Origin of the sequence: Pseudoalteromonas sp. CO342X (genome assembly GCF_004208915.1) — a bacterium.
Lineage (GTDB): Bacteria > Pseudomonadota > Gammaproteobacteria > Enterobacterales > Alteromonadaceae > Pseudoalteromonas > Pseudoalteromonas maricaloris.
The window spans coordinates 16641-42393 of record NZ_SGPH01000023.1 but is presented as its reverse complement, the minus strand read 5'-3'; the positions used below and the strand labels follow the sequence as shown (position 1 = coordinate 42393).

The window sequence follows — 25753 nt, the reverse complement described above, 5'->3', positions numbered from 1 at the left end:
CTCTTATTGCTGGCTAAAAGTGAGAGTCAACTCAGTCGTCTTCGCTACTTTTACTTTAATAAATTCCAGGCCATGAATTTGTGCGCTTTGCCACTGACCGTTTTGAAGCTGCACAGGGCGCTGCCACGAAATCATCGCAATATCATCTAAAAATAAGGCACTTTCACCGCTACTTGGTGGCGCCATGGAGAGGCCAAACTGGACGCCACGAGCAGGCAGCCCTTCATCGCCAAGCACAACGGAATCGTCAGGTAAGGTAATATCTTGTCTAAACGTTTGCCACTCATAACTACCCGCAGGCTTTAATTGGGGCGTTGACTCAGAAAAGATAAGGCTATCTTCTGATGTTAAGATACGAATATCAGCCTTAAACTCACCAGCGTTCTCTCCTTTTGCATAACCAAAGAGCGAGAGCTCATGGTAAGCCTGTGCCGTGCTCGGCGCTGGCGTAATAGGCATGGTACGAATTGTGTGTTTGAACGGCACACGCGTTGGTGTTTCGTTAAATTGCGTTCGTTGTAGACAAAGTCCTTGTACGCCACGATATTTGCCGACTAAACATGGCGCGATATCGTCGGCCTCAATTAACCAACGAGAGACTTCCCCTTTTTCGTTATCGCTGTCCCAGTCTTCAAAATCTCCAAAGAACAATAAGTCCCGACCAAGCACAATCTCTGCTTGAGCATCACTAGCGGTGAGTTTGCTAAGGAACTCAGCACTGCTTGAATATTGGCGTAAATCGACAATATGCTCACCGGCTTCTAAGGTAATAACTTGTTGCTCGGTTGCTTTTGCTTGAACCGGTTTATCAAAGGTGACTTCTGCAAATCCCGGGCGCAATGAGATACCAACTTCGGGTGAAGAAAATTCAGCGATACGTTTTAGTAGGGCATTGGCAAGATCGCCACTTACAAACTTAGGAACATAGTCTTCTAGATAAACGGGATAGGCTTTTAGTGCACTGATTTTAGGTGTGCCTGCAGTTTCTAACTCTACCACAGCTATCAGTCCCAAAAAGGTTTCAAGACGATTTTGCTCAAACACAAAGTTGCCTAGTCCAAGTATGCTTGGTACGCCATTGTATAAGCCAAACCCTTGCGCAACGTGAGGATGATGCGCAATCATCAAGTTAGCGCCATTTTTGGAAAGTAAATCAAAGCGGTTTGAAATATACGCCGTTGGTGCGTATGAATACTCATCACCGCCGTGAAGCTGAGCCACAACAAAGTGGCCGTTGTTACTGGCTTGCATCACCGTTTCTTTCATGCCATTGGTATCTGTTAGATCGGCAGCTCCCCCTTTAGCATCCGATGCCACATAAGTGACGGTATGTTGATCGCCTGTAATGGAAGTCGCAGACACAAAGTCTATGGTTGCTTCACCAAGGCTTAGGCTATAGGGCTTAAATGCCTCTGCCGCGCTTGTGCCCGCGCCACTGTGTTTAAGTCCCGCTTGCTCGACGTACTTCAAGGTGTCGTTCAGTCCAGATGCTCGATAGTCATAAACGTGGTTATTGCCAAGTGCGACATAGTCAATACCCAAATCATTGAGGGCAATTAATGACTCTGGCAGACTAAAAAATGCAAACTCTTTACTTGGATGGACCGTGGTTGGGTTTTTTAGGATTGGAGACTCCAAGTTAACCGAAGCAAAATCGATATGTTTAAATAAAGGATGCATAAACTGCACCAGCGCTTGGGCATCAGGTCCTGCGCTTTGGGGCTGGATAAGTCCGTCAGGGGTGCTGGGCAATGAATTCCCCATGGTAATGAGGTCAGGGTTGAAATAACGACGCCCAAACATGGTATCACCCGCGAAAAGTACGGTTTTTAGCGTGCTCGACTTAGCTTTTAGTTCAAGCGTGAGCTGCTGTTCATTGTTATTTTGATTCGCAAAGGTAAAAACCAAGGGTAAATAATCGGGGTGAGATATTTCTGCAACATAAGCGCCGTATGCTAGAGCCGACAGGTCAAATACACCATCGCTACTTGAGGTAAATGACAGATCATTTATCGTGAGGCTGGCATTGGCGATGGGCATCGCTTTTGTGTTTTGCAGCAACACGCTTAAGTTGGGCGTCTCGTTATCCCTATCTTGTTGGCTTTTATCTTCATCCTTATCTATTTGTGAAGGACCTGTTTCATTTGGGTCCTCTACTGAGCAGGCCGTGAGCGCAAATAGTAATACTAAATTTAAGATTTTTTTCATTGTGGCCAGCCTGCTTTCAAAAAAGATACATTATCCAATTCTTTAGTATTATATCTGTAACTCTTTATGCGTTGCAATCCTTTGAAATGGAATGTAAGTTTCCAAATCAAAAACTTAACAAGCGCTGAAAAATGTCTTAAAAAACAACTTTTTTCAGTTCTTCATTAGTATAGGACAAGAATTTGCGAGGATAGCTAAAATTCTGTTCAATATTCTTTACGTTTTTCTAGTCGGCCAGCTATTCTTAGAGTATGATCTCGTCAATTGTGAAAACCCGCTTTGAGGAACAAATGCGTCTAGAGATACATTGCGCTGACCGTATTGGTATTGCCCAAGAAATTCTCAATATCTTGGTGAGTTACCGTGTCGATTTGAAAGGTATAGAAGTCGATTCAGTAAATTGTCGAATGTACGTGAGCTTTCCACCCATCGAATTTGAACAGTTTCAGAAGATTATGCCTGAGATCCGCTTAATCGATGGCGTTGAAGATGTTCGTACTACAGCGTTTTTACCGTCAGAACGTGAACATAATGAGCTGAATACTTTGCTCAGTGCGTTGCCTGATGGTGTAATTTCTATCGACGCTAAAGGCTGGGTACGTCATTGCAATGACGCAGCTTGTCGCGACCTTAACATGGTTGAAAAGGAAGTGATCGGTGCCAACATTAACAACCTTTTGAAAGGGTTTAACTTTACCCGTTGGTTAGAAGGTAAAGAGGTGTTAGGTCAGACAACCCGTGTCGAAGTGGGCGGGGAAGATTTTATTGCTGATATTTTGCCAATTTCGGTGCCCCAAGGTAGCGAAGGCGATGTATTAGCCGGTGCGGTGATTAACATTAAATCGCAGTCGCGATTAGGGCAGCAAGTCAGTGCGTTTCGTCGTTACGGTCAAGAAAGTTTTGCGACGATTCATAACCACAGCACAGCCATGCGTAGAGTCGTGCGTGAAGCCAGAAAAATGGCACAGCTAGAAGCGCCAATTCTGATCACAGGTGAAACTGGTACGGGTAAAGAGCTATTGGCTAGAGCATGTCATTATGCGTCTAACCGTTCGTTAAAGCCGTTTATCGCGCTTTCTTGCGCTTCGCTGCCAGATGATGTTGCCGAGTCAGAGCTGTTTGGTTATGCAGGCTATGAAGAAAATGCAGCGCCAAAACGTGGTGTATTAGAACAGGCTGATGGTGGCACGGTATTCCTTGACGAAGTGGGTGAAATGTCAACCCAGTTACAGACTAAGTTACTGCGTTTTTTACAAGACGGTACATTCCGCAAAGTCGGTGACGAGAATGAAGTTAAGGTTAATGTTCGCATCATAGCTGCAACGCAAAAAGATTTGCCAGCAATGGTGCAAGAGGGCGTATTTAGAGAAGACCTCTACTATCGCATTAACGTGCTAACACTTGAAATTTCTCCGCTGAGAGATAGAAAAGCAGATATCGGGCCTTTGGCTGAGCATTTTGTACAAAAATATGCCCAGCAAAATGGTCATCCAGCGCCAACACTTGCTAGAGAATGTATTGAGTTTTTAGAGAATTACCCTTGGCCTGGTAATGTGAGGCAGCTAGAAAACGCCATTTATCGTGCGGTCTCGTTGCTTGATGATAAAGAACTTCGTACTGAGCATCTAAACTTACCGACCTTTACCCATGACTTAGGTTATTTAGAGTCTGATTTTGAAGGGACGTTAGACCAAGCGGTGAAGCGATTTGAAGCAACCTTGTTGCGCAAGCTTTACCCCGCTTATCCGAGCTCAAGGCAACTGGCTAAACGTTTGGGATTAAGCCACACAGCCGTTGCCAACAAGCTGCGTGAGTATGGGATAAATAGAAAAACAGTCAAAGTATGATCGAAAGGCCACGCAATGTGGCCTTTATGATTTAGTTCCCATGTCTTTTGTCACGCCATCTACCTTAATATTCTTAATGCCATCTTCTTCAAAAGAGAGTGTGATACTCACGTTATCTCGCGCAAAGAAGTAATCTATCCCATTTACCGTCAAGACGTAATTACCCTTTACAGAGTCGCTAAACTCTTTTTTCACAAGAGAGATGTGATGATCTGCAATTTGCCACTTAAATTCAGAAATAAAACCTTGATTGAATTCTTGGATCCACACGCGGGTATCGTCTTTACTCAGTGTAATGGCAACTGAGTAAGACTCTGGTAGTTCAGACATGTCATAATGATTTGCACCGATGCGAAACTGTTCAGTTTGTTTATTCCAAGCAAAACCAAACTCAAACGCTTTCTCTACACCGGTTGGGTAGGTTAGTGTGCCTTCCCCTTTAAAGTCAAAGTCTGCGTAGCACATACTGGAAAAGACAAATAAGGTGGAACAGGTAACAAGGGATAATTTTTTCATTGACTTCACTTCGGCTATTTTACTTAATTTGAGGTTCGCGTATGTAGTAACCGAACTCATTGTTTTTAAGCTCATTTTATGGTCATTTCTGGTCATGCTAGAAAGGCGTTCATTTTTTGAAGCTCAGGTTATTAATCTAGTTTACTGACAGCATTACCGCAACCAAGGGTCAAAGTAATGTATCAGTTATAGACGCAAGCGTAGCAAAATAATCACTTTAGAATATGAATTGCTATGCTAGAATCGAAAAATTATTAACTGGTAAGACCATTGTTATGAATTTATATTTTCGTTTACTGCTGCTGTTTTGGAGAATAAGACAGAATAAACAAACGGCAGATTCCATTTTGTCTCCGATAGATATTGAGTACCGCGCCCTGCCAAGCGATTGCGATATCAATATGCACTTGACCAATTCACGATACCTGGCATTTATGGATTTGGCGCGTACTTGGATGACAGAGCGAGTTGGGTTATTTGCAGCTGTGATGAAACGCCGCTGGTTCCCAATTGTTAACGCAACAGCGATTACCTATATTCGCGATATCAAGCCGCTGCAAAAATTTACCATTACCACTAAGGTGGTGGGATGGGATCACAAATACTTTTACATTGAACAGCGCTTTCATTCTAAACGTGGACTGCATGCAATTGCTTATGTACGTGGGGTATTCAAGCGTAAGGGTGGGGTGGTTACGGTCGAAGAAATGCTCGAAGTAGCTGGGTTTAACGATGAAGTACCTATTTTATCTCCTGAGATTATGCATTGGAAAGCCATGTTAGAGGCAAAGAAAAACAGTAATCTATAAACTATAAAGGCCACATCTGTGGCCTTGGGGATTGAGAAAGTAACAGTAAATCTGTGATTTAAACCATTTAGGTATTAGAACTTATATTTCACACCGAACATGGCCACAACAGGGTCTAGCTCAACGTCAGATGTCAGTGCCTTTACACCGTTAGCGTAAACTGTTGCATCGGTATTGATGTCAATTTTAGAGATCATGCCGTGCAGGCCCCATTTTTCATTTAAGTCGTAGTTAAAGCCGATTTGTAATGCAATACCAAAAGAGCTATCCAAATCAACTTCTACGTCGTTAGTCTTTAGTGTTGCTTTTAGTGCAGCACTTGGCTCTTCATCGAAGAATACTGTGTAGTTTAGACCCGCGCCGATAAATGGGCGAAACTTAGCGCTTGCATCAAAGAAGTGATACTGTGCAAGTAGTGTTGGTGGCAAGTGTTTAATGTCTGCGATTTCAGCTCCTGCTAAGCCACCAGCACCGTCAACTGTGTGAGAAAATGGTGTTGCCGCAACCAGTTCAAATACGATGTTATCGCTGTAGTGGTAGTCAAGCGTGATACCTAGCTGAGTATTTGAGTCAGCAACTAGACCAAGAGAGTTATCTTGATCAATTGCAGAAGCCGAATTGTCAGGGTTTACGTTAATAGCACCAACATTAACACTGAAATTTGCGTGTGCGAAGGGAGCAGCAACTAGCAGAGTAGATAAAAGTGCAGCGCTTAAAGTTTTCATTTTCTTCTCCTAACCCTATGTGAGGACATTTTTTAAACTGTGAAACAGTGTGTGTTTTCAATGAAGCCATCTTAAAAGGGTTCAAAAAATGAAAAACTGTTCTAGATCAATTTTTAAATTGTAAGATTTCAGAAATTTTTGAAAGTTTGATTTAGATTAAGTTTTCTCGATGTCATTAATTTGCATTAAAATTGCAATGCTGTGGTCAAAGTTTCATCTTTAAATAATTGCTAGATTTCACCTACAAATCATTCTTAGTTATGTCACTAGCAACACAGTATCAAAACCTCAGTACTTCCTACGTCACAGAGATCTTAACGCGTTTGATCCAAGCGCCTTCGGTTACGCCTTGTGATGCAGGCACTATCGCGTTTATGTCAGAGCAACTCGCCGCGCTGGGCTTTACTATTGAGCGGTTTGAGGTGCAGGGAGTAAAAAACTTGATTGCAAGTTATCGTTTCTCTCAGGGACCAACTTTTGCTTTTTCTGGTCATGTGGATGTCGTGCCTGCAAATAATAAAGGCTGGATTGTGCCACCATTTAGTGCGCAGATTATTGATGGCGTGATGTATGGACGCGGTGCTGCAGATATGAAAGGTGGCGTTGCGGCAATGCTTGCTGCAACCAAAACATTACTACAGCATCCTGAAAAATTACGAGGAAGCTTTTACTGGTTACTTACTTCTGACGAGGAAGGTGAAGCGGAGTTCGGTTCTAAATTGATTGCAGAGCGATTAGCTGAAAATGGCATCGAGCTAGACGCTTGTTTGGTTGGTGAACCGACTTCACACCAAGTGGTGGGAGATACGGTTAAAAATGGTCGTCGTGGGGCGATTTCTGGGCGTATTCAGGTTAAAGGAAGAGCGGGGCATGTGGCTTATCCAGAACAAACGGTAAATGCAGCTCATATCGCTGGTCAGTTGGTTAGCCAGCTCGCGCTTTTACCTTGGTGGAAAGACGAAGCGGGATCGCAAACCACGCTGCAAGTCACTGGGATCACAGTACCAAATATCGTGGATAATTTAGTACCAGCAGAGTGTGAAATCACCTTTAATATTCGTTACAGCCATGCCTATAAGAGCCAAGAAGTTGTACACTATATTCAAGAGTCGCTGACTAAATCCGGTGCTATGTTAGCGATCAGTTGGGAGCGGCCTTGTGAGTCGTTTTATACCGGCGCGAAGCAAGAAAACTGTTTCTTAACGTTGGTAGAACAAGCAATCCAGGAAACAACGGGGCAATATCCGAGTTTAAGTACTGCAGGCGGCACCTCCGATGGTCGCTTCTTTGCGACCGGAAAAACGCAAGTGATCGAATGCGGGGTAAAGAATGATTCAATTCATCAAGTGAATGAACATGTATCCCTCAGCGATCTACATGCCATAGAAAGAATATACTTATCTGTTTTAAATAGGTTTTTTAAAAAAGTTGAAAATTTTTAAAAGAATTTTCTTGAAAATAAATTTGCTGACCATAAATAGCTTTATGAGGACGCCGACAGGGCCTCATAAATTAAATAACTATTTGTTTTAAAAGTGCTTATTGGTTCTTTTTGAAGAGTGAGCACCTATGTATAGCTTTAAGAGGATACAAAATTATGCGTACAGTAGATTTATCACCATTATATCGTTCATTTATCGGCTTTGATCATTTAGCTTCTATGATGGATGCTGCTGCAAGAACAGATAAACAACCTAGCTATCCACCATACAACATCGAAGCGCTAGGTAAAGACAAGTACCAAATTACCATGGCTGTTGCAGGGTTTACCGAGCAAGAGCTAACACTGGAATCAGAAAACAATACGTTGACCGTAAAGGGGCAAAAGCAAGCGACTGAAGAAGCCAACGAGCGTAAATTTATTCATCAAGGGATCGCCGAACGCGGATTCGAGCGCAAATTCCAACTTGGTGATCACGTCAAAGTATTAGGCGCAGACTTAGCGCACGGCTTACTGGTTATTGACCTCGAGCGTGAGATCCCAGAAGCACTGAAGCCAAGAAAAATAGAGATTGGCTCGGGCAACTTGCTTGAAAGCAAGTAATATCAATCTAATTTATTGATTTCCAACTCGCCGCCGTCAGGCGGCTTTTTTTGCCTAAATACAAAGCATTTGTTATTAGTAAAGTTATGCCTCACTTGTTATCCCCCAGAAAATGAAACTAGGACTAAGACAATACGTAAAAAGACGAAATGGTGTACCACTGGGTCATAGTCAGTCACTAGGAAATATGCTACGGCGCGCTTTCGGCGCTCAGTCTTTCGATGGCTTCTGGGTTTATTGGAATCCTATCTGGAGTTATTACTTGGCGCGCTTCGTATTTCGTCCATGTGCAGCGAAAGTGGGGGAAAAACTTGGTTATTGGTTTACTTTTATCGTGAGCGGCGCATTGCATGACGTTATTGTTGGATTAGTAGTGGGAGAAGCTATTTTTACATTTACCCCATTCTTTGCTGTACTCGGGGTTGTTGCGCTTGGATTTAAAGTGACGGGATATTGTTATCCGAATCAGCACTTTCTCATTGCATCTTTGTTTAACGGCTCGATCATTGTATTTAGTTTTTATCTAAGTAGTTTTTTTAGCGAGTTACTTGTATGGTAGAAGAAAAATATTGCGTTGAGATGAAGAATGGAACTAAAAGATAAGCTGATATTGTTATTGAAATCAGGAGGGTTATCGTTACTTATCGCAGGTGGGTTTTATACTTTGTTGTTTCACATGTCTGCGCAATTTCATCACCAAGTGCAATTTTCTCCCTTTTCGCAAGATACTGGCGTAAACGCGATGCTAATTTATAGCTTGTTGGTTTTTCTATTCAGTATCATTTTTAGCTATTTCTTTTTGAAAATGCATGCTGTCCGTCATGATTTACATGTCGATGGCTTAGTTCTAAGCATCAAATATACACACTTAGTGCTTTGGGGAGGTGTTGTCAGCATTGCGATTTATATCTTATTACACATGAATCAACATATTTTAGTGTTAAAACAAGCCAAAGACAGCCACACTTCAGCTCAGCAACTCGAAGCGTTGGTTTCTTATCTGCCTGAAAGTGGCGATGTGATAGATCTTGCGGTTGCACAAAACCCCGCGACGGCACCAAACACGCTAACTTATTTGAGTCTAAAACGAGACTTTGCTACGCACTTAGCACTTGCGATGAATCCAAGTACTCCCAAAACAGTGCTAGAAGAAATTATTAGCTATTATCACGGAGGACAACAAGATGTCGTCCTCAATGCGGTGATGAAAAACCCTAATGTGGCTAGCGGCAAGGTTCAGCTGCAGGTACGTTAATGGTTTTGTTCTGTGACTGAGCGCATGGGAGACGCAAGAGGAGCCGCGGCCTAATTTTATTTGCTATCACGTTCGCTCAATTCAGTACGTAGTTTACTTTGCATGTCTTTAAGTGCCGTGATTTTGTCTCTTGCCTCTTGTAACTGTTGTTGTGGTAATCCCTCTTTAACCCCACGTGCTAGCAGTGCTTCTATTTGCGCTACTTTACCATCGACGGCCGCAATATACTGTTGTTTTAGCTTGGCGTCTTTTTGATCCAAATACGCTTGGTAAGCTTCGGTATCCGACAAATCGCCCTGAAAATCATCCATTTGCTTTTCAGCTTGGTTTATTGGCGGCAGATATTCAGGCTCCGTGATTGGCTTAACGGCTTTGGGTGAGGTCTCGGCATTTGGTTTGATAGGAGCATAAGTATTGATTGGCGTGATTAACGTTTCAGTTCTTTTCTGCTGCTCAGGCTTTGTCTGTGAAGGGGGATTATATGTGGGGTTTTGCCAACCTATGTTGGCAAAACGCAGTGTGAATCCAGCTATCACAGCCCCAAGGAATATGACAATCAATGCTTGCCAATACTTCATATTACCGCTCCGCTGTTTGCCGTTTTCCAAGCCATATAATCTTGCTCGAATTTGTGCTGAGCAAACTCTTGGGTCAGTGCCCGCAGTGCTTGGTAGCGTACTGTTTCACTTTTCACATCGTAATAATCATATATCGGTGACTGGCTATACAATACCAGCCATTCGCCACTTGGCGTGCGAATACTAGGCGTTATCTTGCCTTGTTGATTACTAAACGCCAGCTGTGTTTCCCATTTCGGCGTGCTTTGGCGGGTCAGCGGAGTGAGTTGAGCCTGCCATATTAATATCGGGGTATATTTAGCGACGGCTTGTTGCCATGAGTGTGCATTTGCATAATCATTAAATTGCTGTGCGGCTTTTTGTTCGGGAAATTTCGCTGCGCTCGCACTGACTTGCTTGATGTATTTAAACCGCTTCTTATGACGCTCATAATACTTCGCGATAGCACTTTCTGGAATTTCACTTCTTAGGGTATCAACATACTGGCTCGTTGCACCATGCATCTCTTCCTTAACACCAAGAAATGCCAACATGCTCGGCCTCAATAGTTCTGCGGTTACCACTTGTCGTAACTGTTCTATTGTCAGGCCTTGCTTAGCAACATAAGGTTTTGCGGCGGTAAATAGCGCCTGTTGATTGAGATGTTGATTGACAATAGCTTGCAGTAACGCGAGTTCTCCCTGGTGAAGTTTAAAGCGGTTTTGCATTGATTGGCTATGTAATACTTGAGCAAGTGTCAGTGGCGCTGATTTTGTTAGTTGCAGCTGTTGCCATTTGAGTAATTGCTCAGCAGGGTATTGCCCATCAGCGGGGTACTGTCCTAGTAAAGACAGCATCTGATCCTTATCAAATACCAAAGGGTAGTGTTTTTTTTCAAGCTGAGAAAGTGCCGGGAACCAATGTAAGAGTGAGCTTGCGAGAAACTTATCGACGTGATATTGGGTGCTGAAACCAACGTTAGATTGGCGCTCCAAAATACTTGGGTTAAGGTGCTTCGCTTGGAATAGTAAGAACTGGTTTTCAAGTAACTGCGCTGTAGTTTGCTTTTTAGATAGTGTTCGGCCTTGCTCAAGGTAGAGTTGGTGAACCAAAGGCGTCAGGGCTTTAGGTATACTTGGTGAGGCAAAGCTTGGTAAGCAAAAACTGCTTACCAAGAAAAGTAAAACAAATCGCATTATCTCACGTCCATCGCGTGATTAAGTAAGTGAACCACCATAGCTATCGCATGTGGGATCACTTGTTTTCCTGTATTTACGCGATCGTAATGATCCTCAGAGTTCAATACGATACCACCTTGTGAGTAGGAGAAAGCGCCACCTTGCGTTAGTAGTGGGCGGATGTCTGTTGAGTTAGTATCAACTGCACTAAAACTATTCATTGCTTGCTTGACCAAAGTAAAGTCATTTAATGATTCTTGATCATAATAGTCTTTCACCCAAGACTCCCAGCCAGCATGATTTAGATCTGATGTTGTCCAAGTATGGTGTGGTTGAAGTAAATCCGTGGTGTGAAATACAAAACCGAGTACTTGTGGGTTCCCGCTTTGCACATAACTTTGGTACCAATACTGACCTAAGTTGTCAATCGGTTGAAAAGGCATTTCTTCAAAGTCATCATACATGCTGTAAGTTGAGTGACTATCAATACGATAGTGCTTTTCTGTTATCCCATAACTATCGTATTCAGTGTCATCAGCACTAAACCATCCAGTTTCGCCGCCATGACCATCGTCTAAATAATCGCCTTTTAGCCAAGTCGCCGCCATCGTATCAACAGAGCCCCACACGGTTAACTTTTGATAGTTATAACCACCGAAGTCATTGCCGTGAGTATCAGCTCCTTGAGTATGGTTTTGGAAGTGCCAGTAACTGGTGTATTTCACGATGCTTTCAGCAGCACCCCAAAGAGGTGCCTGTACACAGTCACCCGTAATGGCACCACAAAAAAACGTATCTTCAAAATCATCGACGTCATAAGCCGCTTGGCCTAGTAAGTTGGCAAGCGCAGATACAGACATACCGTTAGCTTGTGCGTAGGCTTGTAGCTTTGCATATTGTGTTGTTGTCGGGTTTTGCGCCATGTAGTTCACAGCGTCGATTACGATACGCTTATGTGTTTCTTGACTAAATGCGTGGCTTTGACCTGCAGCGACTATTAGCGCCAAAGGGAGTAAATATTTTTTCATGAATTGCCTCTATTGATTTTAATTTATGTGAACGCGAATTTTTCTGCTTAAAGCAAAGTGCGCTATTTAAAATAATTTATGTGAAATATTTATTAAAATAAAGTTAAATTATGTATGGGTTAAAAATTAGAGAAGATGCTTGTTGGTCACAAATGGGTCAGGTATGATCTCGGGGAGAATTTAGGCACACCTGCGCTAAACGAATGGAACTATGAAAAAACTACTTATAATAATCAGTTTATTGTTACCGTTTTATGGAATTTGCGAAGAACAAAGTGACGAGCTTGATGACGAGTTTGCTTGGCAGCTGAGTGTTGGTGCCTTTTACGTTGATATGACAATGCCAGCTTTGATTGGCACGGACTCGACATTCAAACATGGTACTTTTCTAGTCGATGCAAAAATAGAATATAAAAGTTTTTACTTGAATACCCACTCAGGAGATTTCTTTGGTGGCTCGGATGTTGGTTACCAAATTATCAACAATGGTGAATGGGGAATTGATGCCATTTATGGCAGTTATATGTTGCCTTTTTCTGAACGTGGTTACTACGATACCGACGATGTGGTACCTGAGCTAAGAGGCATTCGTAAACGCGATCAAGATAATTCTTTAGGCTTTTCCTATTATCGCCATGTCGGTGAATTTCTTGCCGTTGCTGAAATAGTCTACGATGTTTTTGGTGACACAAACGGTTGGGTTTTTCACCTCGAAGCGACACGTAACTTTGAATTGAGGAACTGGGATTTATGGCTTAACTTTGGCGCTAACTATTATTCTAGTAATTTTCATAATTACTTCTATGGTGTTTCAGAGGATGAAGTCAATGACTATTTGACTCCCTATAAACCCGGAGCTTCGGCCTCGGCGTTCGTACAAATGCAACTAAATTATCCAATTGCAGAAGATTGGGTGTTTAGCGCAGGCGCATCATGGTTAGTTGGTTCTCAAGATACGTTAGATAGCCCCTTAGTTCGCTCTCGCCACGCCAGAGTATTCTTTACTGGGGTGAAATATGTATTCTAAATTAATCACATGGACAGTGTTGTTTCTAGGGGTCTTGTGGAGCCACCAGCTCCGCGCCGAAGAAACTAACTCAGTGGGAATACTTCATGCTGTACCGAGCAAGTGTGTTGCCCTGAACCAGGGGAGGACTTGCTATGCTGACGTCAAAGTAACGGTAAATGCACCAACTGAAGGTGACTATTGCATTCGAGAGAGTTTGTCGAAAAAGATCCTCCAGTGTTGGGCCAAAGCGGATACTTTTAAATATGAGTTAGACTTTAGCTCTGATGAGAGTTTGAGCTATGAGCTTATCTCAAAGCAGTCTCGAGATGTGCTAGCAGTGACCACTATTGAGGTGAACTGGGTTCACAAAGTAAAAACCAAAAAAAGGCGTTGGCGCCTCTTTTAATGTTTAGGCTACGTCCGAGCGTAGCCTAAAGTTGCTCAATGTTATCTAAGCACCATTGTGCCCTTGTGAGCACTTCCTGCCGTGTTTTCTCATCTTGTTTTTGCCAATTTCGATAGATCATGCCAATCCGGTGGTTGTTGGCAAACTTATCCTCATGGCGGTGCATAAAATGCCAATAGAGGCTGTTTAGTGGGCAGGCATCATCACTAGATTTTTGCTTGACGTCGTAGTGACAATGCTGACAATAATCACTCATTTTTTGCATGTAGTTACCGCTTGCAGCGTAGGGTTTGGTTGCTACTATGCCGTGATCAGCAAATTGTGTCATGCCTCTGGTGTTCGGCATTTCTACCCATTCAATGGCGTCGATATATATACCTAAATACCATTCATCTACTTGATCTGGGTGAATTCCGGTCAACAGGCAAAAATTTCCCGTGACCATTAATCGTTGAATATGGTGAGCGTAGGCGTAATCCAGGCTTTGGTTGATGGCTTCACTGAGGCAGCGCATCTTCGTTTTTCCATGCCAAAAATAGCTTGGTAGATTGCGCTGGGCAAGCAAGTAATTTTTATGGCGGTAGTCTGGCATATTGAGCCAGTAAACAGCTCGGATATACTCTCGCCAGCCTAATATTTGCCTTACAAACCCCTCAATCTGTGCAATATCAATTTGTGAGTTGTCTTGGTATGCTGCGATAGCACTGTCGATAACGTGTTTGGGGTGAAGCATTTTTGCGTTGAGGGCAAAAGAGAGTCGTGAGTGATACAGTGTCCATTTATCGTCACTTTTACAGGTCATTGCATCTTGAAATTGACCGAACGAAGGCAATAGGTGTTCACAGAAAAAGGCCAAAAGATCTTGAGCTTGCGCACGGGTAGTCGGCCATCGCAATGATTCTTCGCTGTTGCCAATGGTCTTTACTTTATGCCGCTTAATCCGCTTTAAAATGTCACTAACATCGTTGGCAAAACAAAGCGATTGTGGGATAGCGTCGATGTCTTTTTGCTTGAGCTTGTTACGGTTTTGACTATCGAAATTCCATTGCTTGCCAAGCGGCTCACTGTCATCCATTAATACATTAAAACGGCGTCTGAGCTTGCGATAGAAAAACTCCATTGTAGTGTGTTTTCCTGGCGTTAAGTAGTCATCCAGCTCTTCATAAGGGACTAAAAAATGCTCAGTGTCAAAGCAGCGAACCTGTAACTGGTCGAGTGTTAATTCCATCATTTGCTTCAGTAAGCGATATTCATCCGGTCTTTGATAGTCAAAACTAGACACCTGATATTTATCACATAAATGCGCAATTAAAGCGGGGAGATCCGAATAGTCCTGCGTCTCATCGAGGGTGAGATGTAGCACATGGAATCCAGCTTTATCCAGCGCAACGGCAAAATTCTCCATGGCTTTGAAGAAAGCACACACTTTTTGTATGTGATGTTTGGTGTAGTCGGCCTCTTGTTTGAGTTCTGCTATCAGATAAAGATACTCGGCTTTATCGTCAGCAAACCAACTATGTTTGGCATTGAGTTGGTCGCCAAGAACTAATCTGAGGCCTTTATATTGAGATTTTTGTTGTGCCATTAGTTATCCTCCAAAGGCCAACCAACATGATCTTGGCTGTCGAGTTGTGGAGTGGCTTCTCCTTGCCATAATTTTATATATTCACCATCTGGGTCGAATAGTGCTTGTTGCTTTGTGATATTGAAATGGCGACCGCCACGAGGATCTGCCCCAACACCAGCGATATACTGCCAATTTCCCCAATTTGCCGCGACGTCGTAATCGATAAGATGTTGCTCGAAAAAAGCGGCACCACAACGCCAATCTAGCTGTAACTCATTAACACAGTAGCTCGCAGCTATTTGCCTCGCTCTGTTGGAAATCCAGCCGGTTTTAGTCAATTCATGCATAATGGCATTGACCAGTGCGCTGGGCGTGCGGCCTTGGCACCACTTTAAAAAGCGCTCTGGATAGAAACTGGTTTTTGGTGTTTTGGTTTTGACGCCTGAAAAGCAAAATAGCCTGTGTTGATGTTTGAGGGCATACCAATGAAAGTACTCACGCCACAACAGTTCAAACCAAATCCAATAGGTTGATTCATTTGCGCCTCTTTGCTGCTCAAATTGAGTAAGTGCTTGCTTGATCTGTCTAGGACTGATAGCGCCATAGGCAAGTATTGGACTAAACCGAGTGGAAAAATGCTCACCGAACAAGGCGTTTCGGGTTTCTTTGTATGTGAGAGCCGCGTCCGTTTGGAAGTATTGTTGTAGCTGCTGCTGAGCTTGCGCTTCACCGGCGGCTACTTTGATACTGTATGAAGAGTTTGCTTTAAATTCAGCTAACTCTGGTATCCGATTCGGTTTTGGTGGAAGCTGCGCGGTTGCAATAGGTGAATTAGGTTCAACTTCCTCTACAGCTTTGCGAAATGGTGTAAAGCTCGGTGGTAGTTCACTGGCGCTGATTGGTAGTGAGTTTGGCTCAAAAAGGGTGTTTGAATAAGCACTAATGTATTGAATGTGTGGGAAATTATCTTGTAATTTTAACCAAAGCTTTTGTTCATCGAATCCTGGATGAACAGTGCGACCGATATGAGTTACCTGCTGTGTATGAATAATCTCAGTCAGTGCTTTGAGCTGAGCTGTGTCACGCAACAGATACAGCTTCTGTTGTTGTGAAACTAGTGATTGATGTAAGGCATTGAGCGTCTGATTGCGATAACATTCGGCAGCAAAAGAAGGTGAGCACTGCGCTTTGCGAGCCGTCCATAGGTTTACAGTAGGTAGATAAATGCAGATGAGTGTGTCGACTTGAGACGCCAGCGTTGTAAGTGCGGGATTATCACTAAGGCGGCAGTCGTTTTCAAATAAATAGAGTCCTACTTTCACGTTTATTCTTAACAGTCATGAACGAATAAGACTCTATACGTAACAATCAGCTAAACTGCTCAGTTAGTTTGGCAAGATTCTATAAGTGTACGCAAGTGAGCACCAACGTCTTGTGTTTTGGTTTGGCCTCGCTCAAGTAAGTTGCTCGCTTGCTGTTTTAGCTCCGCCAAATCATACTGCTCGAGCAAAGTTCTTAAATATCTAACTGTATCAGCACCTTGCTGAAGCAAATCAGGAAATTGTTCGATGGAAATTTCCTGTTGGCTTAGGCGAGAAATAGAGTTGAGTAGGTCGCTTAAATTTGCACTGTCTTGCAATGCGCCTTCAACCGCAATAAGCGCGCCCATCGGATCGGCATCTAGATTATTTGCAACGCAAGCTGCAACACTGCCAACTTCTGCTGATGCTTGTACTGACTCAATTCCTTTATCACGGATCTGCTCAACCACTTGTTGTAGCTCTTGATGTTCAGATAAATATTGTGCCTCGATTTGGGCTTTAGAGTCTTCCAGCATATCGCATGCGGTAAGTGAAACGACCATAGTAGACGCAAAGGCAATCGCTCTTAGCATTTTATCACTTCCTATATAAAGATTTTGTGAAAGTCTAAATAGCTAAGGGCCAGAAGTCACGCAGAGTTTGGTTTTGTAAGCTCTGCATGACTTTGATCTTAGAGTAATGTTTAGTGGCTGCCGTTGTCTCTTCGTTTAGCTGCTCAAGTTAGTTTGCTTGTTGCTGCGCTCTTTTGAACTCCTGTAGACCAACGATATTCGTTTTCTTGAATAATTCAAAGCGCAGCATATTTTCGATGAGTAACAGTGCTTTGTTCCAAGCGTTTTTTGCTGCTGTGGTAAAATGCCTGCCAAGATGACTTTTTAGCGTTGCTGTAAAGGTAAACAACAAGACACTGATATCTTTTTCTGACGTTCCCATAAATAACAGCGTACCGCGTTTTTTTTGCAGATAATGTAATAAGTTTGACTGCTGTGGGATACGCATCACACAATTTTGCACAAAATCAAATATTTGATGCTCCCAGATTATGAGTTGTCCCACATTTGTTGGAATTTGCATGCGCAAATCGTAATGTTGAATTTGGTTGTACCAAGAAGTGCAAAAGCCATGGAAATTCGGACGAATACTCGCAAGCGTTTGAGTTAAAAGTTGATATTGATAGGGAGTAATGCTCATAGACGCCTCTTCAAACTGATGAAGAGCGGATCCTTTGCTCAAAAACAAATAGCCTAAGTCTGAGTATAGCTGTTTTTTTTAAATGCGAGACTTTTTAATATTTTTTTGTGAGATTTTTCTTACATTGCAATAATTAATTGAATTTCAATATGCTGGACCTAGCTAAAGTAGGCCGATATTGAGCAACGGCCCACATTGATTTAAAAATATTAGTGCTTAATTGGTGAAAGTAACTGTGGATCTGTCACGAGTTTACGAATGCCATGCGCATGGTCCTCTTCAAAATCATTGTCTTTACACCAACGCGCGAGACTATTTATATCAACTTTGGCACAGCTTGGGCGTACACTCCAGCTTACCTGTAAAGGTGAGCACTGTTGGTTGTTATAGCTAGGTCCTGTGGTTGAACCTAAAAACTCAACTGGTGTGCCGGTATTGCTTGGTAGAGCACCGGCTTGATGGTAGCCGCCAACTTGGCCTTGATAATCGAGCTCAGTGAAGTCTTGCGCATTTTCATCATTAACCACTAAAAACACCTGAGTTTCGACGCGTAGATCAGGGTTGGCGCAGCTGTCATTTAAGCAAGCACCGAGTGTCGGGCCTGGTTTTACATCACAAGAGCTATGAACCCAGTGTACTTCAATTGTATCGCCGGGCTTTACGTTGTTACATACTTTATCTTCTACAGGAGCAAGTTCCGCAGGGGTGAGGCTTGCAGTTGCATTACATTGGAATCCACCATACTTCGGGTCATTGGAAACGACAGAGAAGTCTTTGGCTTTATGTTCCGCATTTTTATGAAAGTGGATGTTACATAGGTTGAGTTTTTCTTTTGGTGGAGCCATAGCAAAAACCCGTTTGTTGTGACCCTGCAAACTATCAATATCTCTCGGTGTTTGTGGTCCTGCTGATTCACATTGCGCTGCAAACGCTTCAAAGCTAAATATAGACAGCGCTGTCAATTTGCTTGATTTTATAACCGTTCTCATTTGGTTTTCCTTTCTTTCGTGATTTTTCTGTCCCCAATTATGGATCAAATATTTCTTTTTTGTTACAAAAAATGGAAGGAGACGAAACTGGACCGATGAGCTTGGTGTCACGGTGTTGTATGTGAAAAGTAAAATACCTGATTACATCTCAGCAACGAGCTGAAACGTCAAAAGATAGTTCTAAATCAAGGTTGCTATCTAGGCATACTGTCTTTATAATACGCAGCATATTTAGTCAATCGGACTGAAACTTTCGTTTTTCAGTATAATTGGCTTTAAGCATGGGCAATACATCGCCCATTCAAATGGCATTTTTGAGATGTCACTTCTTTGAAAAGTAGAAGTAAAACAATTTTATGTTTCGGTGTAGAATGGAGTTGCTCGATAGATGGTCGGGTGCTTGATTTGGTAAAGTGCCGAAGGTCGTCGGTTCAAATCCGATTGCCACTTCTTTGAAAAGTAGAAGTAAAACAATTTTATGTTTCGGTGTAGAATGGAGTTGCTCGATAGATGGTCGGGCGCTTGATTTGGTAAAGTGCCGAAGGTCGTCGGTTCAAATCCGGTTACCACTTCTTTGAAAAGTAGAAGTAAAACAATTTTATGTGTTGGCGCGGGATGGAGCAGCCTGGTAGCTCGTCGGGCTCATAACCCGAAGGTCGTCGGTTCAAATCCGGCTCCCGCAACCAAGTTAAAGATTGAGTTCTTTGATTTCGCGCATTCCTTGTAATGCGCGTTTTGCGTTTAAGCATCGGCTTTTTTGTTTAAGTTGATGATTAATTTGGCTGAGATAGCTCGCAAACCAAGCACGGCCTTTGGCCACACAGTTTGTTATTCGTGTGACGCCCCGCTTGGTTCGGGGCGTTGTTGTATCTGGCGCAAGGTGTATTCTGAGCCCAAGATCAAGCAGCTATGATTTGGGGCTTTAGGCCCTTTTTTTGTTTGTATGGAGGAGTTCTGTGTCAAAACTCGAGCAAGATTTGACTGAAATGTTGGAGCCTGCAGTTGCTGCGTGTGGCTTTGAATTACTCGGTCTTGAGTTTGTGCAAGCTGGTCGTCATTCTACACTTCGTGTATATATCGATCATGAAAACGGCATTAATGTAGATGACTGTGCGGAAGTGAGTCGTCAAGTTAGTGCAATTTTAGATGTCGAAGACCCGATTACGAACGAATATAGTTTGGAAGTATCTTCTCCTGGTGTTGACAGACCATTATTCAAACAAGCTCACTATGAGGCAGCAGTGGGAGAGGAAGTACGTTTGCGTACTAAACTTCCGCAAGAAGGTCGCCGTAATTTTAAAGGCGACTTAGTAGCAGTTAATGGCGATATGATCACGTTAAAAGTTGACGCTCAGGATTTCATCTTGATGTTGAGCAACATTGAGCGTGCCAATATCATCGCAAAATTCTAACTTTGAGTGCGAAGGACAAGGGCAAGCGAGGCATTACCTATGGCAAAAGAAATATTGTTGGTGGCAGAAGCTGTTTCCAATGAAAAAGCGGTCCCAAGAGAAAAGATTTTTGAAGCATTAGAGTTCGCACTAGCGACAGCAACAAAAAAGAAGCACGGCGGTGAAATCGAAGTACGCGTTACTATCGACCGTAAAACGGGCGAGTACGATACTTTTCGTCGTTGGAAAGCGGTTGAACCACAAGAAGACGGTTCACTAGAGAATCCATATGCGGAAATCACGTTTGAAGCGGCGCAAGTTGATGAGCCTGACATTCAATTAGGTGATTACGTTGAAGAGCAGATCGAATCAATTAAATTTGACCGTATCACCACACAGATGGCGAAACAGGTAATCGTACAAAAAGTACGTGAAGCTGAGCGCGCATTAGTTGTTGATGCATATAAAGATCAAAAAGGCGAGCTAGTGACAGGTGTTGTTAAAAAAGCAACGCGTGACGCTATCGTTATCGACCTTGGTAACAATGCTGAAGCGGTAATTTACCGTGAAGACATGCTACCACGCGAAAGCTTCCGTCCGGGTGACCGTGTACGTGGCCTACTTTATGAAGTGAAGCCTGAAGCGCGTGGTGCACAGCTATTTGTTACGCGTTCTAAGCCTGAAATGTTGATGGAACTATTCCGTATTGAAGTTCCGGAAATTGGCGAAGAAATGATTGAGCTTAGAGGCGCGGCACGTGACCCTGGTTCTCGTGCTAAAATCGCTGTAAAATCAAACGACAAGCGTATTGACCCTGTAGGTGCGTGTGTTGGTATGCGTGGCGCACGTGTACAAGCTGTGTCTTCAGAGCTTGGTGGTGAGCGTGTTGACATCGTACTTTACGATGATAACCCTGCACAGTTCGTGATCAACGCAATGGCACCGGCTGAAGTAGCTTCAATCGTAATGGATGAAGATACACGCACGATGGAAATTGCAGTTGAAGCTGACAACCTAGCGCAAGCGATTGGTCGTAATGGTCAAAACGTGCGTTTAGCTAGCCAACTTACTGGTTGGGAACTAAACGTAATGACAGTGGAAGAGATGGAGCGTAAGAGCTCGGAAGAATCAGATAAATTGGTTAATCTATTCACTGAAAATCTAGACATCGACGATGATTTTGCAACATTACTGATTAACGAAGGCTTCTCTTCACTTGAAGAAGTGGCTTATGTGCCAGTAGCTGAATTTTTAGAAATCGACGGTCTAGACGAAGAAACCGTTGAAGAGTTACGTAACCGTGCAAAAGATGCGCTGACTACGAAAGCACTTCGCGATGAAGAAAGTCTAGAAAATGCAGAACCTGCAGAAGACCTACTAGCACTTGAAGGACTTGAGCGTCATACCGCTTTTGTTTTTGCTAGCAAAGGTATCGTTACACTTGAAGACCTTGCAGAGCAAGGTATTGATGACTTAGTTGAAATTTCTGAGTTATCAGAAGAGCAAGCTGGTGAGTTAATCATGGCTGCACGTAACATTTGCTGGTTCAGCGAAGAGTAATTTATTAACGGAGGTAACATCACGTATGGCAGAAGTGAGCATTAACAAACTAGCCGAGAGTATTGGTACAACTGTTGATAAATTACTACAACAGTTAAAAGATGCAGGGATCACCAAAGCCGAGGGCGACCAAGTTACTGAATCCGAAAAGGCGACGTTGCTTGATCACCTAAGCAAGCAACACGGTGGCACTGGTTCAACCGGCCCTGAGCGTATGACTCTACAGCGTAAGAGTAAAAGCACGTTAAGTGTTAACTCATCTGGTAAAGCGAAGTCTGTATCTGTAGAAGTCCGTAAGAAGCGCACTTACGTTAAAAAGAGCGCAATCGAGCAGCAGAAAGAGCAAGAACGCTTAGCTGCAGAGGAAGCTGCGCGCAAAGAAGCAGAGTTAATGGCTCAGCAACAAGCAGAGCAACAGGCCAAAGTTGAAGCTGAGCGCAACGCGCGCGAAGAAGCGGAACGCAAGGCCGATGAGGAAGCCGAGCGCAAAGCTAAAGAAGAGGCGAAGCGACAAGCGGATGCTGAACGTCAAGCCAAAGATAAGCAGAGTAAAGAAGTGGATAGCGCGCAACAAATTAAAGAACGTCAAGAAGCTGAGCGTCTGCGTCAAGAAGCAGAAGCGGCAGCCCTGAAAAAGGCAGAAGAAGAAGCAAAACGTCAAGCGGAAGAAGCTCGTCGTCTAGCTGAAGAAAATGAAGCACGTTGGAAGGCGGAAGAAGAAGAGCGTCTTCGTCGTGAAGAAAGTGCTGATCACCACCTAACAACTTCTACTTACGCTCGTGAAGCGGAAGATGAATCTGATGCACGTGAAGAGAAAAGCGCACGTCGTAAGAAGAAGAGAAAGCCAAGTGCGAAAGAAGAAGCTGCAGAAGCGAATGCGAAGAAGCTGAAAGGCAAAAAAGGTCGCTTAAAAGCGCCAACTTCGTTACAGCATGGTTTCCAAAAGCCAGCGGCAGAAGTGAAACAAGAAGTACGTATCAGTGAAACAATCACTGTTGCAGAGCTTGCTTCTCGTATGGCTGTTAAAGGCGCTGAAGTTGTTAAGACAATGATGAAGATGGGTGACATGGTTACGATTAACCAAGTTATCGATCAAGAAACTGCACAGCTAGTTGCTGAAGAAATGGGTCACAAAGTCATTCTAGTGAAAGAAAACGAGCTAGAAGAAAAAGTACTAAATGACCGCAGCGAAGATGGTTCTCTTGAGCCTCGTGCACCAGTAGTAACAGTAATGGGTCACGTTGACCACGGTAAAACGTCAACACTTGACTACATTCGTAAAGCGAAAGTTGCAGACGGCGAGGCCGGCGGTATTACTCAGCATATCGGTGCATACCATGTTGAGACTGAAGGTGGCATGATCACTTTCCTAGATACTCCTGGACACGCGGCGTTTACGTCAATGCGTGCTCGTGGTGCGAAAGCAACCGATATCGTTGTACTTGTTGTTGCAGCGGACGATGGTGTAATGCCTCAGACGAAAGAAGCGGTACAACACGCGAAAGCGGCAGAAGTACCACTTATCGTTGCTGTGAACAAAATGGATAAAGAGGGCATTGACCCTGACCGCGTTAAGAATGAGCTTGCTCAACTAGACGTAATCCCAGAGGACTGGGGCGGTGAAACGCAGTTTGTTCATATTTCAGCTAAGACTGGTCTTGGTATTGATGAGCTACTAGAAGCAATCCTAATGCAGTCTGAGCTATTAGAGCTACGAGCTTCTGAAGAAGGTATGGCATCAGGTGTGGTAATCGAATCTCGCCTTGATAAAGGTCGCGGTCCGATTGCTTCTGTACTTGTTCAATCAGGTACCTTAAACCAAGGTGATATCGTACTTTGTGGTCTTGAATATGGCCGTGTTCGTGCGATGAAAGACGAAAACGGTAAAGACATCAAAACCGCAGGTCCTTCAATTCCAGTAGAGATCTTAGGTCTTTCTGGCGTACCAGCAGCTGGTGACGAAGCGACAGTAGTTCGTGATGAGCGTAAAGCACGTGAAGTGGCACTATACCGTCAAGGTAAGTTCCGCGAAGTGAAGCTTGCTCGTCAGCAGAAAGCGAAGCTTGAGAACATGTTCTCTAACATGACTGAAGGCGACGTATCTGAAGTGAACATCGTTCTAAAAGCAGACGTTCAAGGTTCTATCGAAGCAATCGCTGATTCATTGACTAAACTATCTACAGATGAAGTAAAAGTGAAGATAGTAGGTTCAGGTGTTGGTGGTATCACTGAAACGGATGCAACGCTTGCAGCGGCTTCTAACGCTATCATCGTTGGCTTTAACGTACGTGCGGATGCTTCTGCTCGTAAAGTTATTGAAGCTGAGAACCTAGACTTACGCTACTACAGCGTTATCTACGACCTAATCGAAGAAGTGAAACAAGCAATGACAGGTATGCTTGCACCAGAATTTAAGCAAGAGATCATTGGTCTTGCTGAAGTTCGTGACGTGTTCAAGTCGCCTAAGATCGGCGCTGTTGCAGGTTGTATGGTAACTGAAGGTGTGGTTAAACGTAGCGCGCCAATCCGTGTACTTCGTGATAACGTGGTTATCTACGAAGGTGAACTTGAGTCACTTCGTCGCTTTAAAGATGACGTTGCTGAAGTTCGTAACGGTATGGAATGTGGTATCGGCGTTAAGAACTACAACGACGTTAAAGTCGGTGACCAAATCGAAGTATTTGAAACTGTACAGGTAGAGCGTACGCTTTAATTGTAAGTTATTAAAATACTTGAGATGGGGGCACTAGCCCCCATTTGTGATCTCATAGATTTTGAAATTTTAAGTGGTGAAAATGAGAGAATTTTCTCGTACAGATCGCGTAGCACAGCAAATTCAAAAAGAAATTGCGGTGATCCTACAGCGCGAAATTAAAGATCCAAGATTGGGTATGGTAACAGTGTCAGCTGTTGAGGTATCACGTGATCTTTCTTATGCAAAAGTATTCATTACAGTGCTGAATACCAGTGATGAAGACAAAACTAAGCAAAGTGCGGCTATTCTGAATGAAGCAACCGGTTATATTCGCTCGCTTCTTGGCAAGCGTATCCGTGCGCGTATCATGCCTGAGCTTAAATTTGTTATTGATAACTCCCTAATGGAAGGTATGCGTATTTCTAACTTGGTTGACTCTGTGATCAGAGAAGACAACGCAAAGCGTGGTCCTGAGTCTGGAGATAAAGACCAAGAGGAAGAGTAATGGCGCGTCGCACCAAAGGCCGTGCGATCGACGGCATTCTGTTATTAAATAAACCGCAAGGTATTTCTTCTAACAAAGCACTGCAGCAAGCAAAGGGCATTTATTTCGCTCAAAAAGCGGGCCACACCGGTGCTTTGGATCCGCTGGCAACAGGTATGTTGCCAATTTGCTTTGGTGAAGCGACTAAGTTTACCCAGTTTTTGCTTGATACCGATAAAACCTACGTGGTGAGAGCGCAGCTGGGTGAGCGCACGACGACATCAGATTCTGATGGTGAAATTGTTGAAACGCGACCAGTAAATGTAACACTTGAGCAGCTAGAGCAAGAAATTGCCAGCTTCTTGGGGGAATCTGATCAGTACCCTTCGATGTATTCGGCGCTCAAATATCAGGGCCAACCGCTATACAAATATGCCCGTGAAGGCATCGAAGTACCGCGAAAATGCCGCAAAATTAATGTTTATCGTATTACGTTAGACGAGTATGACGAGCAAACTCAACAAATTCAAATGACGGTGCATGTGTCTAAGGGCACTTATATTCGTACGATAGTCGATGATTTGGGGGAAAAGCTTGGCTGTGGTGCGCATGTCATTATGTTACACCGTAGTGAAGTTGGTCATTACCCTAGCGACAAAATGATTACCTTAGTCGAGCTAGAAGCTTTACTTGAGAAAGCAAAAGCGGAAGAAGTTGCGCCTTCGACTTATCTCGATGAATTATTGTTGCCGATGGATACCGCTTTGGTCGACTTGAGCGTTGTTGATATTAGCGCTGAGCAAGGTGTTGCTTTTGGTCATGGGCAGACCGTTGTTGTCGAAAATTTACCAGACGGTATTGTTAAAGTGGTTGCTGATGGCAAGTTTGTTGGGATTGGCGAGCGTAATCCTCAAGGGTTATTGAAAGCAAAACGCGCGCTATCTTCCGCTCAGCCGGAATCACAATAAAATC

General features: G+C 43.4%; 24 protein-coding genes and 1 tRNA gene. 14 read left to right on the top strand and 11 right to left on the bottom strand.

Annotation, left to right across the window (positions count from 1 at the left end; genetic code table 11):
• Positions 1-3 precede the first annotated feature (3 nt).
• Positions 4-2208 (bottom strand): CapA family protein, encoded by a 2205-nt coding sequence (locus EXT47_RS12335; protein ID WP_226899424.1) that lies wholly within the window; start codon positions 2206-2208, stop codon positions 4-6.
• Positions 2209-2498: 290 nt separating this feature from the next.
• On the opposite strand from EXT47_RS12335, the gene tyrR reads away from it, so the two are divergent.
• Positions 2499-4055, top strand: coding sequence for a transcriptional regulator TyrR (gene tyrR / locus EXT47_RS12330; RefSeq protein ID WP_130126705.1), 1557 nt, complete (start codon positions 2499-2501; stop codon positions 4053-4055).
• 24 nt (positions 4056-4079) lie between these two features.
• On the opposite strand, the gene EXT47_RS12325 is transcribed toward tyrR, so the two are convergent.
• A complete protein-coding gene (locus EXT47_RS12325) occupies positions 4080-4646 on the bottom strand; it encodes a hypothetical protein (RefSeq protein ID WP_130126704.1) in 567 nt (188 codons plus the stop codon).
• 200 nt (positions 4647-4846) lie between these two features.
• Here EXT47_RS12325 and EXT47_RS12320 point away from each other — a divergent pair, with 200 nt between their 5' ends.
• Entirely contained in the window at positions 4847-5380 is a 534-nt protein-coding gene (locus EXT47_RS12320) for an acyl-CoA thioesterase (RefSeq protein ID WP_130126703.1), read from the top strand.
• Positions 5381-5454: 74 nt separating this feature from the next.
• Here the strand turns inward: EXT47_RS12320 and EXT47_RS12315 are convergent, their stop codons facing one another.
• The gene (locus tag EXT47_RS12315; RefSeq protein WP_039492172.1) at positions 5455-6105 is read right to left on the bottom strand and encodes an OmpW family protein; all 651 of its coding nucleotides are present in this window, start codon (positions 6103-6105) and stop codon (positions 5455-5457) included.
• 260 nt (positions 6106-6365) lie between these two features.
• Here EXT47_RS12315 and dapE point away from each other — a divergent pair, with 260 nt between their 5' ends.
• From dapE to EXT47_RS12295, 4 genes are all read left to right on the top strand, one after another.
• On the top strand, positions 6366-7547 hold the full coding sequence (dapE, locus tag EXT47_RS12310; protein WP_130126702.1) for a succinyl-diaminopimelate desuccinylase: 1182 nt from the start codon (positions 6366-6368) through the stop codon (positions 7545-7547).
• 155 nt (positions 7548-7702) lie between these two features.
• Positions 7703-8149, top strand: coding sequence for an Hsp20 family protein (locus EXT47_RS12305; protein WP_010607857.1), 447 nt, complete (start codon positions 7703-7705; stop codon positions 8147-8149).
• 187 nt (positions 8150-8336) lie between these two features.
• Entirely contained in the window at positions 8337-8708 is a 372-nt protein-coding gene (locus EXT47_RS12300; RefSeq protein WP_130126701.1) for an acyltransferase, read from the top strand.
• 27 nt (positions 8709-8735) lie between these two features.
• On the top strand, positions 8736-9404 hold the full coding sequence (locus EXT47_RS12295; RefSeq protein ID WP_130126700.1) for a hypothetical protein: 669 nt from the start codon (positions 8736-8738) through the stop codon (positions 9402-9404).
• Positions 9405-9460: 56 nt separating this feature from the next.
• Here EXT47_RS12295 and EXT47_RS12290 read toward each other — a convergent pair whose 3' ends face one another.
• The 3 genes from EXT47_RS12290 to EXT47_RS12280 are packed head-to-tail and all read right to left on the bottom strand — an operon-like array spanning position 9461 to position 12167.
• Positions 9461-9982 (bottom strand): hypothetical protein, encoded by a 522-nt coding sequence (locus EXT47_RS12290; protein WP_039492181.1) that lies wholly within the window; start codon positions 9980-9982, stop codon positions 9461-9463.
• Positions 9979-11157, bottom strand: a complete 1179-nt coding sequence (locus EXT47_RS12285; RefSeq protein WP_130126699.1) for a peptidyl-prolyl cis-trans isomerase — start codon at positions 11155-11157, stop codon at positions 9979-9981. The genes EXT47_RS12290 and EXT47_RS12285 overlap by 4 nt, the downstream gene beginning before the upstream one ends.
• Complete coding sequence (locus tag EXT47_RS12280) at positions 11157-12167, bottom strand: phospholipase (RefSeq protein WP_130126698.1); 1011 nt, start codon at positions 12165-12167, stop codon at positions 11157-11159. Before EXT47_RS12280 ends, EXT47_RS12285 begins: the two co-directional genes overlap by 1 nt.
• Before the next feature lie 211 nt (positions 12168-12378).
• On the opposite strand from EXT47_RS12280, the gene EXT47_RS12275 reads away from it, so the two are divergent.
• Positions 12379-13194 carry a MipA/OmpV family protein gene (locus EXT47_RS12275; RefSeq protein WP_010370798.1) on the top strand — a complete coding sequence of 272 codons (816 nt, stop codon included), beginning with the start codon at positions 12379-12381 and terminating at the stop codon, positions 13192-13194.
• The gene (locus tag EXT47_RS12270; protein WP_039492187.1) at positions 13184-13582 is read left to right on the top strand and encodes a DUF3019 domain-containing protein; all 399 of its coding nucleotides are present in this window, start codon (positions 13184-13186) and stop codon (positions 13580-13582) included. Before EXT47_RS12275 ends, EXT47_RS12270 begins: the two co-directional genes overlap by 11 nt.
• 25 nt (positions 13583-13607) lie before the next feature.
• On the opposite strand, the gene EXT47_RS12265 is transcribed toward EXT47_RS12270, so the two are convergent.
• The 5 genes from EXT47_RS12265 to EXT47_RS12245 all read right to left on the bottom strand — a co-directional run bounded on the left by EXT47_RS12265 (position 13608) and on the right by EXT47_RS12245 (position 18651).
• Positions 13608-15167, bottom strand: a complete 1560-nt coding sequence (locus EXT47_RS12265) for a cryptochrome/photolyase family protein (RefSeq protein WP_130126697.1) — start codon at positions 15165-15167, stop codon at positions 13608-13610.
• Positions 15167-16471 carry a DASH family cryptochrome gene (locus tag EXT47_RS12260; RefSeq protein ID WP_130126696.1) on the bottom strand — a complete coding sequence of 435 codons (1305 nt, stop codon included), beginning with the start codon at positions 16469-16471 and terminating at the stop codon, positions 15167-15169. The genes EXT47_RS12265 and EXT47_RS12260 overlap by 1 nt, the downstream gene beginning before the upstream one ends.
• A 59-nt stretch (positions 16472-16530) precedes the next feature.
• Positions 16531-17043, bottom strand: coding sequence for a hypothetical protein (locus tag EXT47_RS12255; protein ID WP_039492194.1), 513 nt, complete (start codon positions 17041-17043; stop codon positions 16531-16533).
• 148 nt (positions 17044-17191) lie between these two features.
• Positions 17192-17662, bottom strand: a complete 471-nt coding sequence (locus EXT47_RS12250; protein WP_130126695.1) for a hypothetical protein — start codon at positions 17660-17662, stop codon at positions 17192-17194.
• A 209-nt stretch (positions 17663-17871) separates the two neighbouring features.
• Positions 17872-18651 carry a delta-class carbonic anhydrase gene (locus tag EXT47_RS12245; RefSeq protein ID WP_069020963.1) on the bottom strand — a complete coding sequence of 260 codons (780 nt, stop codon included), beginning with the start codon at positions 18649-18651 and terminating at the stop codon, positions 17872-17874.
• A 609-nt stretch (positions 18652-19260) separates the two neighbouring features.
• Here EXT47_RS12245 and EXT47_RS12240 point away from each other — a divergent pair.
• From EXT47_RS12240 to truB, 6 genes are all read left to right on the top strand, one after another.
• Positions 19261-19337, top strand: a tRNA-Met gene (locus tag EXT47_RS12240).
• Between the two features lie 270 nt (positions 19338-19607).
• Complete coding sequence (gene rimP / locus EXT47_RS12235; protein WP_010370818.1) at positions 19608-20063, top strand: ribosome maturation factor RimP; 456 nt, start codon at positions 19608-19610, stop codon at positions 20061-20063.
• Between the two features lie 39 nt (positions 20064-20102).
• Positions 20103-21602 (top strand): transcription termination factor NusA, encoded by a 1500-nt coding sequence (gene nusA, locus EXT47_RS12230; protein ID WP_010370820.1) that lies wholly within the window; start codon positions 20103-20105, stop codon positions 21600-21602.
• Between the two features lie 25 nt (positions 21603-21627).
• The gene (gene infB / locus EXT47_RS12225) at positions 21628-24315 is read left to right on the top strand and encodes a translation initiation factor IF-2 (protein ID WP_099030892.1); all 2688 of its coding nucleotides are present in this window, start codon (positions 21628-21630) and stop codon (positions 24313-24315) included.
• 82 nt (positions 24316-24397) lie between these two features.
• Complete coding sequence (rbfA, locus tag EXT47_RS12220; RefSeq protein ID WP_010370823.1) at positions 24398-24802, top strand: 30S ribosome-binding factor RbfA; 405 nt, start codon at positions 24398-24400, stop codon at positions 24800-24802.
• Positions 24802-25749, top strand: coding sequence for a tRNA pseudouridine(55) synthase TruB (gene truB / locus EXT47_RS12215; protein WP_045961878.1), 948 nt, complete (start codon positions 24802-24804; stop codon positions 25747-25749). Before rbfA ends, truB begins: the two co-directional genes overlap by 1 nt.
• The last annotated feature ends 4 nt before the right edge of the window (positions 25750-25753 follow it).

Excerpts from the sequence above, each read along its gene's own strand:
- EXT47_RS12335 (WP_226899424.1), bottom strand. The coding sequence starts at position 2,208 with ATGAAAAAAATCTTAAATTTAGTATTACTATTTGCGCTCACGGCCTGC.
- tyrR (WP_130126705.1), top strand. The coding sequence starts at position 2,499 with ATGCGTCTAGAGATACATTGCGCTGACCGTATTGGTATTGCCCAAGAA.
- EXT47_RS12325 (WP_130126704.1), bottom strand. The coding sequence starts at position 4,646 with ATGAGCTTAAAAACAATGAGTTCGGTTACTACATACGCGAACCTCAAA.
- EXT47_RS12320 (WP_130126703.1), top strand. The coding sequence starts at position 4,847 with ATGAATTTATATTTTCGTTTACTGCTGCTGTTTTGGAGAATAAGACAG.
- EXT47_RS12315 (WP_039492172.1), bottom strand. The coding sequence starts at position 6,105 with ATGAAAACTTTAAGCGCTGCACTTTTATCTACTCTGCTAGTTGCTGCT.
- dapE (WP_130126702.1), top strand. The coding sequence starts at position 6,366 with ATGTCACTAGCAACACAGTATCAAAACCTCAGTACTTCCTACGTCACA.
- EXT47_RS12305 (WP_010607857.1), top strand. The coding sequence starts at position 7,703 with ATGCGTACAGTAGATTTATCACCATTATATCGTTCATTTATCGGCTTT.
- EXT47_RS12300 (WP_130126701.1), top strand. The coding sequence starts at position 8,337 with ATGCTACGGCGCGCTTTCGGCGCTCAGTCTTTCGATGGCTTCTGGGTT.
- EXT47_RS12295 (WP_130126700.1), top strand. The coding sequence starts at position 8,736 with ATGGAACTAAAAGATAAGCTGATATTGTTATTGAAATCAGGAGGGTTA.
- EXT47_RS12290 (WP_039492181.1), bottom strand. The coding sequence starts at position 9,982 with ATGAAGTATTGGCAAGCATTGATTGTCATATTCCTTGGGGCTGTGATA.
- EXT47_RS12285 (WP_130126699.1), bottom strand. The coding sequence starts at position 11,157 with ATGCGATTTGTTTTACTTTTCTTGGTAAGCAGTTTTTGCTTACCAAGC.
- EXT47_RS12280 (WP_130126698.1), bottom strand. The coding sequence starts at position 12,167 with ATGAAAAAATATTTACTCCCTTTGGCGCTAATAGTCGCTGCAGGTCAA.
- EXT47_RS12275 (WP_010370798.1), top strand. The coding sequence starts at position 12,379 with ATGAAAAAACTACTTATAATAATCAGTTTATTGTTACCGTTTTATGGA.
- EXT47_RS12270 (WP_039492187.1), top strand. The coding sequence starts at position 13,184 with ATGTATTCTAAATTAATCACATGGACAGTGTTGTTTCTAGGGGTCTTG.
- EXT47_RS12265 (WP_130126697.1), bottom strand. The coding sequence starts at position 15,167 with ATGGCACAACAAAAATCTCAATATAAAGGCCTCAGATTAGTTCTTGGC.
- EXT47_RS12255 (WP_039492194.1), bottom strand. The coding sequence starts at position 17,043 with ATGCTAAGAGCGATTGCCTTTGCGTCTACTATGGTCGTTTCACTTACC.
- EXT47_RS12250 (WP_130126695.1), bottom strand. The coding sequence starts at position 17,662 with ATGAGCATTACTCCCTATCAATATCAACTTTTAACTCAAACGCTTGCG.
- EXT47_RS12245 (WP_069020963.1), bottom strand. The coding sequence starts at position 18,651 with ATGAGAACGGTTATAAAATCAAGCAAATTGACAGCGCTGTCTATATTT.
- nusA (WP_010370820.1), top strand. The coding sequence starts at position 20,103 with ATGGCAAAAGAAATATTGTTGGTGGCAGAAGCTGTTTCCAATGAAAAA.
- infB (WP_099030892.1), top strand. The coding sequence starts at position 21,628 with ATGGCAGAAGTGAGCATTAACAAACTAGCCGAGAGTATTGGTACAACT.
- rbfA (WP_010370823.1), top strand. The coding sequence starts at position 24,398 with ATGAGAGAATTTTCTCGTACAGATCGCGTAGCACAGCAAATTCAAAAA.
- truB (WP_045961878.1), top strand. The coding sequence starts at position 24,802 with ATGGCGCGTCGCACCAAAGGCCGTGCGATCGACGGCATTCTGTTATTA.